Below are 15333 nucleotides of genomic sequence, written 5' to 3'. Positions count from 1 at the left end.
GGCTAGGGTTCGGGTTCCCGCGTCGTCTTTTGTGAACGGCTGCGCCTATCCCTTGAGCACCAACGACATGTCCGGGTATCTGGCGCAAAGGAAATCGACGAAGGCGCGGACCTTTGGCGCCGCCAGGCGCCTGGATGTGTGCAAGACCCAGAGTTGCGGTTCGACGCCGGTCACGGTGCCCCACTGGACCAACTCACCGCGGGCCAGTTGGTCCCACGCGATCGATTGGGGAATGAGCGCAGCACCACCGCCGGCGATCGCGGCGTCGCGGATCATCAGGAATGAGGAAAACTGCAGATTGGGGATGGGCTCCAGCACCAGTTCCCCTCCATCGAGCGTCCAGTGGGTGGGCTGGAAGCTCGGCATCACGATGGCGGGAACCGGGCGGATCGCTCCGGGTTCTGGCCTGGGTATGCCTGGGGCGGCCACGACCACCAGCCGGTCCTTGGCGAAGCAGCGCCCGACCAGGCTGCTGTCCGGGCTCGGATTGATCCGGATGGCGACGTCGAATTGGTCCTCGACGAGGTCCACCAGCCGATCTTCCGCCACTACTTCGAGGGTGACTTGCGGGTAGGCCGCACAAAACTCGGCACCGATCCGACCCATCGCCAACTGCGAGAACAGCACCGGGGAGGCGACTCGCAGGCGTCCTCGTGGCGTCGACCCTCCGTCACGCGCGGCCGTCAACGCCTCCGCCACCTCGGCCAGCGGCCCCTGGGCCCGGGCCAGCAGTGTTTCGCCGGCTTCAGTCAGCTTCAGGCCTTGCGCGCTGCGCTCGATCAGCCTCACACCCAATTGCTCTTCGAGCTCGGAGATGCGCCGCGACAAGGTCGCCTTGGACCGGCCGCTTGCTCTGCTTGCCTTTCCCAATCCCTCGCTGCTGGCGACGAGTGTGAAATCGATCAGTGCATTCAAGTTCATCGCTGTTCCAGATTTGAGACACGGCGTCTACATATTGTGGTCTTCGTTTTGCGGATGCAACAGCTTATCTTTTTTCCAACGCGGTTCGATTCATCCACTTGCATCCACTTCTGGAGATTCACATGAGCATTCTCGTCATCGGCGCCACTGGCACCATCGGTTCACTCGTCACGCAAGGCCTCGCCGACGCGGGCGCCGAGGTGAAAGCCCTGGTGCGCCAAACGGGTAAACGCGCCTTTGCGGCCGGTGTCACGGAAGTTGTCGCGGACCTCACCGATGTCCCGTCGCTGCGCGCTGCGCTGTCGTCGGTACGTACGCTGTTCCTGCTCAACGCCGTGACGCCCGATGAGGTCACCCAAGCCCTGATCACCCTGAACCTCGCCCAAGAGGCAGGCATCGAGCGCGTCGTCTACCTCTCGGTGATCCACGCCGACCGGTTCACCAGCGTCCCGCATTTCACCGGCAAGCACACGGTTGAACGCATGATCGAAAGCCACGGCATCGCCGCGACGATCCTGCGCCCGGCCTACTTCATGCAAAACGAACGCATGGTCCAGCAAACGATCCAGGACTACTCGGTGTACCCGATGCCGATCGGCTCGGCGGGCGTCTCGATGGTCGATGCGCGCGATATCGCTGATGTCGCCGTGGCCGAGTTGCTGCGCCGTGACAGGGCTTCGGCACCGCTGGAGCGGATCACCCTGGACCTGGTCGGCCCGCAAGCGCTGACCGGGGCGTCGGTGGCGAAGATCTGGAGCGCCGCGCTGGGGCGCGAGATTGCCTACGGCGGTGACGATGTGGCGGCCTTCGAAGCGCAGATGGCTTCGTTCGGTCCCGCCTGGTTGGCTTATGACATGCGCCTGATGATGGCCGGCATCCAGCAGTTCGGCATGACCAGCGAAGGCGCCGTCGACCGGTTGCAGGCCATCCTCGGCCGTCCGCTGCGCAGCTATGAGGCATTTGTTCGCGAGGCGGTTGCCGGAGAGTAGGCAGCCGGAGCAAAGCGTAATTGCTGCATGTTGTGCAGCAATGATCTGCAATCCGCCTGTCTTGTTCATTTCGGGATCGCTTCTCACACTGGCTCCGTCTGGTGAAGTCGATTTCCAACCGAGGGAGAAATGAACATGGCAGCTGCGATCCGGTTCAACCAATTCGGCAGCCCCGATGTACTGACGCTGCAAGCAGTGCCCGAACAGTCGCCAGGGCCGGGCGACGTCTGGCTCGAGCAGGAAGCGATCGGGGTGAATTTTCTCGACGTTACCCAGCGCAAGGGCGCGGTGCCGATTCCCTTGCCTTCCGGCCTTGGGCTTGAAGGTGCTGGGCGTGTGGCGGCCGTGGGTGCCGATGTCAGCAACGTAAAAGTCGGAGATCGCGTCGCCTACGCCACGGGCCCGATAGGCGCGTATGCGTCGGCCCGGCTTTATCCGGCGCAGCGGCTGGTCAGGATTCCCGATGCGCTGTCGTTCGAAGACGCGGCGGCGCTGATGTTCAAGGGCATCACGGCGCAGTACCTGCTGAAAAGCACCTATCCCGTCGGGCCGGGCAGCACCCTTCTGCTTTACGGAGTGGCAGGCGGGCTGGGGGCGATCATGGTGCCGTGGGCCAAGCACTTGGGCGCGTTTGTGATCGGCGTGGTCTCCAGGCAAGCCAGCGTCGAAAAAGCCAAGGCATTGGGCTGCGACGAGGTCCTGGTGTTCGACGCCGACAGCCTGGCTTCGGATGTCGCGCGTATTACCGGTGGGCAGAAAGTCGATGTCGTCTACGACCCGATCGGGCGGGTCTCTTTCCAAGCCTCCCTGGACAGCCTGCGACCCCGAGGCCTGCTGGTGTCGTTCGGCGCTTCATCGGGGGCGCCGGCGGCCGTCGAGCTGGCGACACTCAATGCCAAGGGTTCGCTGTTCCTGACCCGTCCCTCGCTGGCCGCGCATACCGCGACTGTCGATGAATACCAGGCGCGGGCCCAGGATGTCCTGGCCGCGATCGATTCGGCTGTCATCCAGCCGCGAATCTGGGCAAGCTATGCGCTGGCTGACGCAGCATCGGCCCATGCCGATCTGGAGTCGGGGCGTTCATCGGGGGCGATCATCCTGAAACCATGAATCTTGATGTCTTGAATAACCAGCACAGCGATGAAATCGCTGCGTTCCTGGCCGTGGCCGCGCAGGGCTCATTCGTGGCGGCCGGCCGGCTTTTGCAACGGCACCCGACCATCATCTCGAAACGGCTCGCGGCGATGGAAAAGCGCCTGGGCGTGCGGCTGGTGGAGCGTTCCACCCGACAGGTGCGGATTACCGACGTCGGGGTCAAGCTGGAGCAGCGCCTGCGCTCGGCCATCGACTTGATGAATGAAGCTCAGGCGCAAGCGGCCGAGGGCGCCAGCGAGGTTCGCGGCACGTTGCGACTGGCATTGCCCGCCGCCATGGGCAGGCGTTGGCTCGGCCCGATATTGCCGGGGTTTCTCGAGGCATATCCGCAGGTTTCGATCATCGCGGACTATAGCGAACGCCTGGTCGACATCATTGATGAAGGTTTTGACGCGGCGATCCGGATTGGCGAACTGGATGACAACCGATTGATCGCCAAGAAACTGAGCGATCACCGGCGCATCCTCTGCGCTTCACCGGCCTATCTGGAAAAACATGGCATGCCCCGGACGCCGCAGGACCTGGCCAGCCATAACTGCCTGCGCTTCAGCGGCCTGGCGTCTTTTCCTCAATGGCGGCTCCATCGTGGCAACGAACTGCAGACAGTCACGCCGAAAGGCAACCTCACCGCCAACGACAGTGAATCACTGCTGGCGGCGGCCTGCGCCGACGCCGGGATACTCGGCGCCGGCGACTGGTTGATGAGTCGTGAGATCGCCGCCGGCAGGCTCTTGCATGTACTCCCCGATTGGCACCTGGACACCGCCGGCGGGGTTTATCTGGTCAGGCCGTCGGCCAAGTTCCCCAGTGCCGTGGTGGTCGCTTTCAAGCAGTGGATCGAGGCGAGGTTCAGCCCGGCGCCGCCTTGGGGCCTGTGACCCTACGAATCAACGCACCCGATCGCGACTCTGTACCGACAGATCCAGGGCCTTTTGCATGTCCAGCCGCGCCGAGCGACCGACGTCCTTGTCGTTGAGCTGGTAGTTGCGCTCTGACGGCAGGATGGGCGCGGTGAGGTCTTCGCCATCCATTTGTTCGAAGTCGTGATTATCGCCGATGGTCATGGCGCTACGGCGCAGAAGCATACGCAGCTGCTCGGGATGAAGCTGCGGATTGATCGACAGCATCGCCGCCAGCAGGCCGGTAACCATTGGCGTGGCGTAGGACGTGCCGCAATGCACCGCGCCGTCCTCGCCGGCATTGACCGTCGAGGCGTGGGTGCACGCGGCGGCGGTGATGTCGACGCGCATGTCGACGTTCGAGGAGTCGCGCTTGACTGCGTAGGCCGGATCATCGACCGCAACCCCGGCGCGTTCGCTGCGCTGATGCCCGCCGACCACCAGTAATTGTTCGGTGATGAACGAGGAGGGCAGGCGGTATTCATCGGTGCCCGAGTATGACGAGCCGTTGCCGGCGGAATTCACCACCACCACGTCGGGATGTTCCTTGCGCAGCCACAGGAAAAACTCCTCCAGCAACTCCTCGTAGCCGCTCATGGCGATGCCCGAGCGCAGCAACGAATCGACCTCGTCACCCTTGACGTTTTTCGCGCCAACGCGATGAATGCCCCAGCTCCAGTTGAGCACCCGCACGCCGTCCTCGACGAGGTTCACCGAAGCGGCGATGTTGGCGGTGATCCCGGCGTCGGAATTGCGCTCGACAATCACCTCGAAGCCGCCGCTGGCCTTGTCCAGGCCCCGCAGGAAGCCGCTGTTGCCGCCATCGTTCCAGCGCGCGGCGAGGATGCCGGCGACCGTCGTGCCGTGGTTGTCCGGCTTGTCCGCATCGCGGGCATAGACGCAGGTTCGCGGCATTGAGCAGGCGCCGAGGTAATCGGCGAAATCCGCCGTGTCGAAATCCACGTCGCGCTCGATCAGGCCGATGCGCACCGGCTGCGGTCGGATCGGCGCCTGCTGCCCGGGGATGCGCCGCTGGTAATAGTGCACCGCATCGAGGAAGCGATTCGCCGCCCATTCATCGGAGTCCTTGGCCGGCTTCTTCGGCTCTTCTGGCTGGGCGGGCGCTTGCTCGGTCTCTTCGGCAGCGGACTCCTCTATCACCACCGCATCGACACTGGTCTCGCCGCCCAGGCGCAGCACCAACGCATCGCGCTCGACCAGGTCCTTGGCCGGCAGGCGCAGCTGATAAACGTTCAGCGGGGCGATGCTGCCGACCACCTTCGCGCCGTATTTGGCTGCGAGACGTTCAGCCTCCTGGCGGCCGTCATGACTTTCCTCGATGAGCACGCTCACCAGGTCCACATAGGTGGTCAGGCCGTCCATGTTCTTCGCCACTTCGTTCGGCCCGGCGGCCACCACGTGGCTGGTGCGTAACGTCAGCCAGGCGGCGTTGCTGGCCCGCGGGCCGTCCTCCAGCCAGAGCGGGCCGCTCTGGTAGTCGGCGCGGTCCAGGCGCAGGCGGAGGTTGTTCCCGTCACGCTGAACGCTGCCGGCCGGAATCATTTTCTCGCCCAGTTTCAGTTGCGGTGTTGCGTCACCCAGCCCACGCGCGGTCAGGCACCATTCCTGGCGCTGGTTTTCCAGCAAGTCGCCGCAGCGTTTCAGGCCTTCCAGGCGTAGCGGTTCCTGCGCCACTGCAAGGCTGCTGGCAGACAAGGCGAACAGCGTGACGAGGGCGGCGGATCGTATGGGCATGGGGTGAGTTTTCTTGGTCGGGGATTGCTGTTCCGACCGTTGTGTCGCGAGCTTCGTTCAGCCCTGGGGTTCGATCCGTGGCGGTGGTCATCGAAATGGAACAACCGGACCCGCGCGGCAATCGGATTCTTAAACGTCTGAGACTCGAAAAAGAGGGATCCCATGTCTCGTCCACCCATGATCGGAATCATCGCCTGCTCAGGCAAAGTCGGCCCACACACCGTCCAGCTCAGCAATGACAAATATGCCCAGGCCGTGGCCACCGCCGCCGACGCGTTGCCGGTCATCCTGCCGGTGTTTCCGGCGCTGCTCGATCCGGCCCGCATCATCGCCGGCCTGGACGGCCTGCTCTTCACCGGATCGCCGTCCAATATCGAACCCCATCACTACGACGGCCCCCCGAGCCCGCCGGGCACCGAGCACGACCCGGCCCGCGACAACCTGGCGCTGCCGCTCTGGCGCGCCGCCGTCGAGGCCGGCCTGCCGGTGCTCGGCATCTGCCGCGGCTTCCAGGAAATGAACGTCGCCTTTGGCGGCTCGCTCCATCAACAACTCGACGGCCCGGGCGCCGAACATGAACCGCCGAGCAATGAACCGGTCCAGGAACAGTACGCCCGCAACCACGCCTTGACGGTGCGGCCCGGTGGCGTACTGGCGCGGCTGGGCCTCAAGGACGTGATCGAGGTCAACTCAGTCCACGGCCAGGGCATCGCGCGGGTGGGGCAGGGCTTGCGCGTCGAGGCCGTGGCCGAGGATGGGTTGGTGGAGGGCCTTTCGGTGGAGGGCAGCCGGGCGTTTGCGTTGGGGGTGCAATGGCATCCGGAGTGGGAGGTTATGGATAACGTGGATTATCGGACGATTTTCCGGGCGTTCGGGGAGGCATGTCGGGAGCGTGCGGCAAAAGACGCTTGACGCTTGGATCTGGTTTCTAGATGCTGTAGTGGTCAAGTATCTGGAAGGTAGGGCTGCTCTGAATTGGTACGGGTTGCCGTTCGGTCCTCTGGGTGCAGGCAAATCCACGTTCACCTGGTAACTGGAAGCCGGGTCGATCTGATGTCTTTCCCCTTAGCGCTGGAGCGTTTTGCAATGTCTGTAAATTCACCTACTGAACCGACCGCGAACGGATCGATGCTTGATCGCTGTATCCGCTTGTCACGCGCCTACACCTCAGCCGCGCGGCGGGTCGATGCCAAGCTTTCCGCCGTGCATGGCCTGAGCTTCAGCGACTTCATGATTCTTTACCACCTCAAGCATGCCCACAACTCCCGGCTTCGACGCGCTGACCTGGCCGATTGCATGGGCCTGACTGCGTCGGCGGTGACCAAGTCCCTGCTGTCGCTTGAAAAAATAGGCTTGGTTTCCCGACAAAGCGATCCTCGAGATGCGCGCGTGGGCTACGCCTGTCTGACCACGACTGGCGAACAGGTGTTTGCCGACGCGCAGGTTTCCGCGGAGTTCGCTTGCCAGGAGGTTTATGAGGCGATGGTGGGTGAGTGGAACAAGGCCGGTTGAGATTGCTGTTTAAGCGCCTGGCCTGGACCCAATTCTCTGGATCTGACCTTGTCGGATGCTGAGCCCGATCAGGATATCGAAGAGTGCTTGCTGCCCGGCCGGCAGGACGGGGAGCAGGGTTGCGCGGCGCTTCTCGACATCGAACCAGGATTCAACCAGCCATCCCACCAGGTAAAGCGCGGCAAGGCATCCGCCTGCCGTGGCGACATTCCCGTGGCAAACCAGCGGCTGATCCACGGGCTCGATTCCCAGGGCCAGCAGGCCCGAGCGAGCCTCCGGGTGGGTGGTTGCCCGGCCGTCGGGCAGCAGCCCAAGCCGCTGGAGAATAAACACCCCGGCGCAGATCGAGCCGATTCGCTGGCGTCGGGCATCGAGTTCAAACGACGGTAGGAAGTCCGCAGCTGCAAGCGCGGCAGGTATGCCTTGTTTGCCACTGACGAACAATACCGCGTCCGCGCCATTGGCCTCGCACAGAGGACCGTGCACCGAAACCGCCAAGCCGTGCGCCGATGTCACGACAGGGCTGGAGGCCAGAATTCTTACGTGCCAGTCTTGCGTATTGCGGCCTAAGATGTCCCACATCAGGAACAGGTCGATGTCGGTGAACTGGTCGAAAGCGATCAGGGCGATTTGCTTCAAGGCGAACTCCATGAAAATGCTGGCGTGCAAAACGCAACGGCCTTCTATGCAGGTGTTCGCAGCGTATCGATCGGTTTGGCACCCTACACAGTCTGTACGGTGCATTGAGAGGGAGCGAAGTAACCATGGAAAAACTGACTCGTCACCGTTGGATCGCGGCAGGCTTCGAGGCCCTCGACCAGGCAGGCCACGCAGGCGTCTCGGCCGAAAGCCTGGCGCGTCGATTGAATGTGACCCGTGGCTCGTTCTATCACCATTTTCGCAATCGCGAAGACTTTGTCCGCGCTTTGCTGGCTGCCTGGGAAGAGGACTACACGGGGCGCATGCTTGCTTATGCGGGCCAGGGTCGGAGCGCGCGAGAGACGTTGCAGCGCTACCTGGAAATCGCCGCGCAGAAACAACCTGGGCGGGAAGTGTCCATCCGCGCCTGGTCGCTGCATGATCCGTTGGTTGCCGAGTTCCAGCAGCGTGTCGACGCAAGACGATTGGCCTTTGCGATACAGGCGTGTCGCCGCTTGGCCCCGGCGCCCGGTCAGGCGGAGGTCATCGGGCAGATGGCCCATCTGTGCCTGATTGGCGGGCAACAGGCCGGGATACGACGTGATGCGGCGCGCTTCAATGGTTTCGTGAGCCGGGCTTTTGCCTTGGTCGAGGGTGTTATTGCGCCGTGGAGAGGCTGAGTGGTGGGCTGAGTTTGTTTGAAAGTGAAAGTCAGGCACGGCGGTACGGAATTAGGCTTTAATGCCCCGCGCAACTCAACTGTTTGTCCGATCAAGGAAGACGACATTGAACAATGCTTTTGCGGCTCTGTTTCTGGCTTGCCTGGCCACCTCCGTATTCGCTGACGAAAACCCTGTCGGCTTTCGCTCTTCGACAGTGTCGAATCTGCAGGATGACCGGCTGTTGGAAATGGTCGTCTGGTACCCCGGCGCGACTGCCGCAACCCCGCAACTGATCGCCGATAACGCGGTATTTGTCGGCGCATCTGCCGTTCGTGACGCGCCGCCGTCTGCCGGTGAGCATCCCCTGGTGGTGCTTTCTCATGGATACAGGGGCAACTGGAGCAATCAGGTCTGGCTTGCCAGTGCCTTGGCCCGTAAGGGGTACATCGTCGCGGCCGTCAATCATCCTGGCACCACCACCTATGACCGCAGTCCGCAAGCAGCGGCGCAGTTATGGCAGCGGTCCGTTGATCTGCGCCGAACCATCGATGAGGTCACGACCCAACCGGAAAAATTCGGCCAGGTTGCCAATCATCGCGTCGCAGTCGTGGGCCATTCACTCGGTGGCTGGACCGCCCTGGAAATGGCCGGCGCCCGTTTTGATCCGGACCGCTTCGCCGACGATTGCAAAACCCATCCGCAGCTAGCCAGCTGCACCGTCTACGGGCAGATGAATCCGGCGAGTAGTCCGGACTCGAAAGCCGCGCTGGCCGCCGACTGGCGCGACAAACGCGTCACGGCCGTGATCACTCTGGATCTGGGCCTGTCGCGAGGCCTGACCGATGAAAGCCTCTCCGCGCTGCCGGTGCCCGCCCTGGTGATTGCTGCCGGCGTGCCCTCGCGCGAACTTCCCGCCGAGTTGGAGTCCGCCGACCTCGCCAGGCGCCTGCCGCCGGTGTCCAGCCGTTATGTGGAAATCAGCGACGCCAGCCATTTCAGTTTCATGTCGATTTGCAAACCTGGCGCGCAGGCAATGCTCGAAGAAGAAGTGCCAGGCGATGGCATCATTTGCCGGGACGGCGAAAACGGGCGTGATCGTTGGGTGATTCAACAGGGGGTCGTATCGTTGATAGCGGATTTCCTGGCGGGAACGCCTGCGTCCAGTGGAGGCGGGTTGTAAGTTGCCTTGATTTGCCGTCCCCAACTTCATCAAGGTCATCCGATGGAAATATCGCCTCGCTTTGTCGTTCATGAATCAGAGCATTGGCTCATCAATCACCGCGTGGACAGTGCACTGCCCGGCTACCTGATGCTCAGCGCAAAACAGATGACGAATGCCTTGGCATCGCTGTCGGCTGAAGCGCTGGCGGAGTTGGGTGTATTGCAAGCGCGAATCCAGCACGCCATCGAAACCTGCCTGCAACCAAGACGACTGTACATCGGCCGTTTTGGTCATGACGCTGGTTACTCCATCCACTTCCATTTCATTCCGGTTTATCACTGGGTCGAAGCGCTGTTCTGGAACGACGACAGGTACCGGCTGCTGCAGACTTTCGGCTCGATCGACAGCAGTTTGCCTCAGACCGATGGTGCGGAATTGACGCTCTTTGTCTGGCGGGAATTTTGCGAGCGTCCTGATCCTCCGCCGATACAGGGGCCGTCTGTCGAGCAGGTCGTGGCGGTGTTACGGCGGGAATTCGGTTTTCGGCTTGTTGATGAATAGCGCGGACCGTTAGCCCTGCTCGCGATGGCGGTGGTCAGCCGTGTAGGACCGCTTTCGCGAGCAGGCTCGCTCCCACAGGTTTTTCTGGCGCTCAGAAATAATTAATCCACCTCAGCCCCCGTGGCGAGGGAGCTTGCTCCCGCTGGGTCGCGTAGCGGCCCCAAGTTTTTTGCTGCCGCTACGCAACCGAGTGGAATCAACCGCCCTCAACGATCGGACTTCATCCGCCCCTCGATCGCCACGCGCAAACAACCCCAGGCGATGACGCCAATGATCAGCAGCTCGGCGACGCCGATAAGCATGTGAAAGGAAAAGGTCATCGGCTCCTCGGCCCAGTAGAAGGTCGTCGGGCGACTGATGCCAATGCGCAGCCGTCCGGTAAACAGCGAAGGCACCCACGTGATGATGCGGGTCAGCTCATACACAGCCAGGAAGGCGCCAAGCAGGGCGAGCAGGGCGCGGACGGGGGTGCCCAGTTGCTCAGTCGTCTCAGCCGAAGGCGTCGGCGCCTTTGCTTTGCGCTGCCTGGCGATCTTCGCCGGGGTTGGAGCAGGCCGGTAGGCTGCCTTCGCAACGGCCGTCGAACCGATCATGACCTCGCTGGGCACTGTCACTTGCAGGTAGTCGGCCAGCTCACGCAGCCACAGGTCAGTGCGTTTGCTTCCCGGCACTACCGGAACGTTGTCGCTCGTCAGACGGTGTTCGGTGCCATCGCGCAGCACCAGCCATAGCTGGGTGCGGGCTGGCTCGGCCTCCGGGTGGCGGCGAAGTTCGAGGTATTTGACGGTGTCGATCCTGAACACCGATCGCACCCGCTCACGGCGTCCAAAAAAGTTTCGGGTGCGACGCTTGCCTTCAGCGTCGACGCGCGACAGCAGCAGGGTTTCGCGGGTGCCGGTGTAAACCAGCAGCGCCAGGCCCAGGGCAGGAATCAACAGCAGCCCGAGCACCATCAGCAGCAAGGTCAGTGGGTCCAGGCCCACCAGCGACGAGTCTGCAGTGGCAATCGCCAGCACGGCTCCCACGGGAAAGATCAAGGCCAGCGCACTGGTAAACAACACGAATACGCTCTGCACCCGGTTGAGCGAGTGGATGTGCAAGTCACCCCGCGCGGTGCGCTCGAACCGATATCCAATCAAATGCAGATCTCCTGAAAGCCGCCAGCCCAAAGCAGCGGTGAATTTGAACGAGGTGGAACAACCGCCGAGTCGGCTGAATGATTGGTCGACAGCAACCTGACCGATTATTGGGCATCAGCCTCTGGCGCGTCATCGGTGTCCGGTTGAGCTCCGTAAGGTTCGCCAATCTGTACCCGGTCTGCCTTCACCCAACCGGTGTAGTCCTCGCCATCCTTGGCGATGTAATTCACTTCCAGCCAGGACTCGTCTTCAAGACTGGCGTAAACGGTGAGGGAGTCGCCGGGTATCACGAAAATCTTCTTGTTGGCGCAAGCCCCATCCGGCGCTTCGTGGAAATGCAGGCGCCCGGTGCCAATGACCTCGCCTTGCACTGACGGATGAAATTCAGGGACCGTTCCCGAGAGCTTTTCCGTCAGGGCAGAACAGTCGACAGCGGCCTGGCCAAGGCTGCTGAAAAGGCACAGGCACAACAAGCTTGAACGCAGATGCATCTAGGCAAAGTCCGTTTGGGTTGGATGCGTAGGATAGTGAACTCGCAAACTGTTGGGAAAGACTCATAAGCAGCTTTGTGCGGTTCCGCTAAAAATTTCGACCCCGGCCCTCTGGCGTTTGAGGAAAACGGAGTAGCCAATTCAAGACGCGTCCTACATCGCCGCGCTTACCCCTTGCGTTAGCGTCCGTCCTGGATTTTCAGGATGAGATTCGCGACTCGTGACCACACGCCCCAAAGACCTGCCCAAAATTCGCAATCCACCTTCTGGAGAAGGGCACCGCGTTTCCTATCGAGACATGACCTCCAGCGAGGTGGCGGAGTACGAAGCACTCCAGCGTAGCCACAAAGCCATGCTTGCCCGACAGGCTGCTTACGAAAAACAACGTTGGGCCAAGGTTGAGCGAACTCCCCTCGTCCTTACCGGGTCGGTGTTCGCCAAAAGCTGCGCGCTGCCCAACGGAATCATTGACTACAGCAACCCCAACGGCTTTGTTCCGCCGGACCTGATCAAGCAGTACGGCGACCTGATGTGGCTTGGCGCCAGGAGCCCCGACGCGTCGGGAACCCTTCCCCTGAAGCAGATTGGCTCAAGCGCGATACCCGCCGCAATGGGTAGGCTCGCACTGGGCGGTTCCGCAGTGTCAACCGCCGGAGCCATCGGCGGCACGGTCGGCGCCGCACTGTTGACCGGCATCGTCGCCTTGCTCTGGCCCTCCAGCCTCGGCGACAGCGCACTCTACAGCGAAGACCAACTGCGCAATCTCAAACAGGCCCGCAGCCGCATGCGCCTGAGCATCGAGCAGCAGGCCGATGGCAGCCTCAAGGGCTATGGCTTCTACACCGGCCAGAACCGTGACTGGGAAATGGTCGACGTCATCCAGCTGACGCCGCGTGCCGACCAATACGTCGCCGACCTTGGCGACGGCATCGAACTGATCTGGACCCCAGCCATCGACCCCTCCGACACCCTCGGCATCCCGGCCTTGGAAGCCGCGCCTCAGACGCCACACATCTGGATTTATCCGCCGACGCCCGTGGCGGACAGCATCATCGTCAACCCGATCTATCCGCCGGAGTACAAGGATTTCATTCTGGTGTTTCCGGTGGATTCGGGGGTTCGGCCGGTTTATGTGGTTTTGAGTGTTCCGGGGGATCATAAGTATTACGAACCTCCGAAACTGCTACCGGCCTTTCCTGATGCGATCAGGGTTAAGTCAAAGTCCTCCGTACAGGGTGGCGGCCAACAAAGAAGGCGCTGGGTCGATAGGAAGGGACGCATTTATGAATGGGACTACAAAAGTAATGCTGTGGAAAAATTTGACAAATTAGGAAGCCATTTGGGGGAATACGACCATTTAACAGGTCGTCAGACGAAACCTGCCAAGCCTGGTAGAAAAACCCCAAGACAATAGGAGTGAATGCTGTGCCGTACTTTTCAATAACAGGTTTTTATCCGGATGATAAAAAAGACGACTCGTTGCAGTTCGAGTTCGACGTAAAAGACGCTGAGCAAAATGAAGCGCTAGCGCAGATAACGGAGGAAAGATCCTTCAGCGAATTTAGCCCTGGAGAGCTGGCAATAACAGAAGATCAAATAAAAAAAATTGAGGCGCTTTTAGATGTGGAATTTCCCGCTGGTTTGGAATATTACATCGGTGTTAGTGCTGACTGAGACGGTTTCTTTGGCGTTTTTAGCAATGGCGGCGGTCTCAGGTGGAAACAGATGAAAATATCCGCCTGCACAGCAAGGAAAGCAGCAAATGAAGCCAACCGTAGAAGTTTTTAACGCGACGACTGAAGAGCTGTTACAAAGTGTAGAAGTCCCAAGTGTCTTCATTGACCAATTAGCCGCACTTATGGGCTGGTCAAAACCGGAAGACTTTTGCTTTGGCTACGATTTGTCGCCCCAGCAGATAAAAATAATAGAAGAGTGGACCCGCACGACGTTGGATGGCGACAACCGCATTATCCAAATTGTTTGCCTTGAGTGAGGCGTGCTGTATCTGCCCCGGAAAGCCGTTAGCCAGCGGAATGTAGTTATACATGCGGCTCTGCCAGGAGACGTTGCCGCCCACGCGCAGTTCTTTCAGTGGGCTCTGGAAATGGTAGCTGGTGGTCAGCTTGAACAGATGCTCTGGCGTGTCGGTGTCGAATTGTTTTCGCGCCGAAGCGGACCAGGTCACCCCGGTCCGCCTCGCAACACCAGCTTCGGCAAAGCGAATTCAATTCGGTTGATTGACTAGCGATTAAATCGCTCCACCAACGAGTACTGGGTCATGGCTGTTTGCGTCAATTCCTTGCTCAGTTCCGCGGAGTGCCTGGCCTGTTCGGAGGTCTGGTCTGCCAGGTTCGCGATGGTGGTGATATTGCGGCTGATTTCGTCGGCCACCGCGGTTTGCTCTTCTGTCGCCGCGGCAATCTGGGTGGTCATGTCGGTGATGTGTGCCACGGCTTCGCTGATACCAATCAGTGCTTTGTCTGCCTCAAGCACCCAGGCGACGCCTTCCTCAGCTTGTCGATGGCCGCTTTCCATGGTTTTCACGGCGTTGTTGGAGGAGACCTGCAGCTTGGAAATCAGGCTATGAATCTGCGTGGTGGACTCAGTCGTGCGCTGTGCCAGCTGGCGCACTTCATCGGCAACCACCGCGAACCCCCTGCCCATGTCTCCGGCGCGCGCGGCTTCGATGGCGGCGTTCAACGCCAGCAGGTTGGTCTGGTCGGCAATGCCTTTGATGACATCGACCACCGTCCCGATTTCGTTGCTGTCCTTGGCCAGCTGCGCAACCGTCAGCCCGGTTTCGCCCACGACCTCGGAGAGACGCTGAATCGCCTGGCGGGTGTCACGGGCCACGTCGCGTCCGCGCCCGGTCAGCACGTTGGCTTCCTGGGTAGCGTCAGCCGTGCGCTGGACATGACTGGCGACCTCTTGGGTGGTCGCCGACATCTGATTCACCGCGGCCGACACTTGCTCAGTCTCGACGCGTTGGCGTTCAAGCCCGCGTGAACTGTCGGCGGCCAGGCCGTCGGACCTGCCAGCCAAACCGGTCAGTTGCTCGGCGGTGTCCTGCAGGCGAGTGAGGCACGTCTTGAGCCGGGATGCCTGGCTCTCGAAAGCTGTTTCAAGGCGAGCCTGCAGGCCGCGCTCGTCGCTGTACATTTTCGCCAGCAACGCATCCGAGGTTGATGCCTCGGCCATTTCCAACAGACGCAGCGCGCCTTTGTTCTGCTGGCGCGAGATGATCAACCCGACCGGAATCGATATTCCGACAGCAAGCAGCATCGCCATGGCGGTATTGAGGAAGGCGCCGCCTACTGTGACCAATAAACCCATCAACAGAACCGGTACCCAACTGAGCAGGAAGGGGTACCACCGATCAACACCCGGGACAGCTGCCTTGCCGAGCCTGATGCGTTTGTAGAGCGCTTCGGCGCGGCGGATCTGGCTG

17 protein-coding genes and 1 pseudogene are annotated in these 15333 nt (G+C 61.3%); 11 read left to right on the top strand and 7 right to left on the bottom strand.

What is annotated here, in order from left to right:
* Positions 1 to 45: 45 nt before the first annotated feature.
* On the bottom strand, positions 46 to 921 hold the full coding sequence (locus J3P96_RS17885) for a LysR family transcriptional regulator (protein ID WP_434652716.1): 876 nt from the start codon (positions 919 to 921) through the stop codon (positions 46 to 48).
* Between the two features lie 122 nt (positions 922 to 1043).
* On the opposite strand from J3P96_RS17885, the gene J3P96_RS17880 reads away from it, so the two are divergent.
* The 3 genes from J3P96_RS17880 (at position 1044) to J3P96_RS17870 (ending at position 3943) form a co-directional block, all read left to right on the top strand.
* The gene (locus tag J3P96_RS17880) at positions 1044 to 1910 is read left to right on the top strand and encodes an NmrA family NAD(P)-binding protein (protein WP_434652714.1); all 867 of its coding nucleotides are present in this window, start codon (positions 1044 to 1046) and stop codon (positions 1908 to 1910) included.
* 135 nt (positions 1911 to 2045) lie between these two features.
* Positions 2046 to 3020, top strand: a complete 975-nt coding sequence (locus J3P96_RS17875) for a quinone oxidoreductase family protein (protein ID WP_434652712.1) — start codon at positions 2046 to 2048, stop codon at positions 3018 to 3020.
* Positions 3017 to 3943, top strand: a complete 927-nt coding sequence (locus tag J3P96_RS17870) for a LysR family transcriptional regulator (protein WP_434652710.1) — start codon at positions 3017 to 3019, stop codon at positions 3941 to 3943. Before J3P96_RS17875 ends, J3P96_RS17870 begins: the two co-directional genes overlap by 4 nt.
* Before the next feature lie 9 nt (positions 3944 to 3952).
* Here the strand turns inward: J3P96_RS17870 and J3P96_RS17865 are convergent, their stop codons facing one another.
* On the bottom strand, positions 3953 to 5719 hold the full coding sequence (locus J3P96_RS17865; RefSeq protein WP_434652708.1) for a S8/S53 family peptidase: 1767 nt from the start codon (positions 5717 to 5719) through the stop codon (positions 3953 to 3955).
* A 162-nt stretch (positions 5720 to 5881) separates the two neighbouring features.
* Here J3P96_RS17865 and J3P96_RS17860 point away from each other — a divergent pair, with 162 nt between their 5' ends.
* Positions 5882 to 6631 carry a gamma-glutamyl-gamma-aminobutyrate hydrolase family protein gene (locus tag J3P96_RS17860; RefSeq protein ID WP_434652706.1) on the top strand — a complete coding sequence of 250 codons (750 nt, stop codon included), beginning with the start codon at positions 5882 to 5884 and terminating at the stop codon, positions 6629 to 6631.
* A 216-nt stretch (positions 6632 to 6847) separates the two neighbouring features.
* On the top strand, positions 6848 to 7231 hold the full coding sequence (locus J3P96_RS17855) for a MarR family winged helix-turn-helix transcriptional regulator (RefSeq protein WP_434624571.1): 384 nt from the start codon (positions 6848 to 6850) through the stop codon (positions 7229 to 7231).
* Positions 7232 to 7240: 9 nt separating this feature from the next.
* Here the strand turns inward: J3P96_RS17855 and J3P96_RS17850 are convergent, their stop codons facing one another.
* Positions 7241 to 7870, bottom strand: a complete 630-nt coding sequence (locus J3P96_RS17850) for a DJ-1/PfpI family protein (protein WP_434652704.1) — start codon at positions 7868 to 7870, stop codon at positions 7241 to 7243.
* 125 nt (positions 7871 to 7995) lie between these two features.
* Here J3P96_RS17850 and J3P96_RS17845 point away from each other — a divergent pair, with 125 nt between their 5' ends.
* The 3 genes from J3P96_RS17845 (at position 7996) to J3P96_RS17835 (ending at position 10255) form a co-directional block, all read left to right on the top strand.
* Positions 7996 to 8550 (top strand): TetR/AcrR family transcriptional regulator, encoded by a 555-nt coding sequence (locus J3P96_RS17845; RefSeq protein WP_434603866.1) that lies wholly within the window; start codon positions 7996 to 7998, stop codon positions 8548 to 8550.
* 106 nt (positions 8551 to 8656) lie between these two features.
* The gene (locus J3P96_RS17840; protein WP_434652702.1) at positions 8657 to 9712 is read left to right on the top strand and encodes an alpha/beta hydrolase family protein; all 1056 of its coding nucleotides are present in this window, start codon (positions 8657 to 8659) and stop codon (positions 9710 to 9712) included.
* Between the two features lie 42 nt (positions 9713 to 9754).
* Entirely contained in the window at positions 9755 to 10255 is a 501-nt protein-coding gene (locus J3P96_RS17835) for an HIT family protein (RefSeq protein ID WP_434652700.1), read from the top strand.
* 206 nt (positions 10256 to 10461) lie between these two features.
* On the opposite strand, the gene J3P96_RS17830 is transcribed toward J3P96_RS17835, so the two are convergent.
* Both J3P96_RS17830 and J3P96_RS17825 read right to left on the bottom strand, forming a co-directional pair.
* Positions 10462 to 11394: a hypothetical protein gene (locus J3P96_RS17830; RefSeq protein ID WP_434652698.1), complete on the bottom strand. Its 933-nt coding sequence runs from the start codon at positions 11392 to 11394 to the stop codon at positions 10462 to 10464.
* A 104-nt stretch (positions 11395 to 11498) separates the two neighbouring features.
* Complete coding sequence (locus tag J3P96_RS17825) at positions 11499 to 11885, bottom strand: hypothetical protein (protein WP_434652696.1); 387 nt, start codon at positions 11883 to 11885, stop codon at positions 11499 to 11501.
* 220 nt (positions 11886 to 12105) lie between these two features.
* On the opposite strand from J3P96_RS17825, the gene J3P96_RS17820 reads away from it, so the two are divergent.
* The 3 genes from J3P96_RS17820 to J3P96_RS17810 all read left to right on the top strand — a co-directional run bounded on the left by J3P96_RS17820 (position 12106) and on the right by J3P96_RS17810 (position 13878).
* A complete protein-coding gene (locus tag J3P96_RS17820; RefSeq protein ID WP_434652694.1) occupies positions 12106 to 13299 on the top strand; it encodes an S-type pyocin domain-containing protein in 1194 nt (397 codons plus the stop codon).
* Positions 13300 to 13301: 2 nt separating this feature from the next.
* Entirely contained in the window at positions 13302 to 13559 is a 258-nt protein-coding gene (locus tag J3P96_RS17815) for a pyocin S6 family toxin immunity protein (protein WP_434652692.1), read from the top strand.
* An 88-nt stretch (positions 13560 to 13647) separates the two neighbouring features.
* A complete protein-coding gene (locus J3P96_RS17810) occupies positions 13648 to 13878 on the top strand; it encodes a DUF7683 domain-containing protein (protein WP_434652690.1) in 231 nt (76 codons plus the stop codon).
* Here the strand turns inward: J3P96_RS17810 and J3P96_RS17805 are convergent.
* Positions 13858 to 14055, bottom strand: a pseudogene (locus J3P96_RS17805) (TonB-dependent siderophore receptor); the annotation flags it as partial. The gene J3P96_RS17810 and the pseudogene J3P96_RS17805 sit on opposite strands and share 21 nt — an antisense overlap.
* A gap of 71 nt (positions 14056 to 14126) precedes the next feature.
* Positions 14127 to 15218: a methyl-accepting chemotaxis protein gene (locus J3P96_RS17800; protein ID WP_434658244.1), complete on the bottom strand. Its 1092-nt coding sequence runs from the start codon at positions 15216 to 15218 to the stop codon at positions 14127 to 14129.
* Positions 15219 to 15333 lie beyond the last annotated feature (115 nt).

Origin of the sequence: Pseudomonas sp. R3-56, from assembly GCF_051132075.1 — a bacterium.
Classification (GTDB): Bacteria; Pseudomonadota; Gammaproteobacteria; order Pseudomonadales; family Pseudomonadaceae; genus Aquipseudomonas.
Note: the sequence above shows the minus strand (reverse complement) of the source record. Positions and strands in the feature narration are given on the sequence as shown.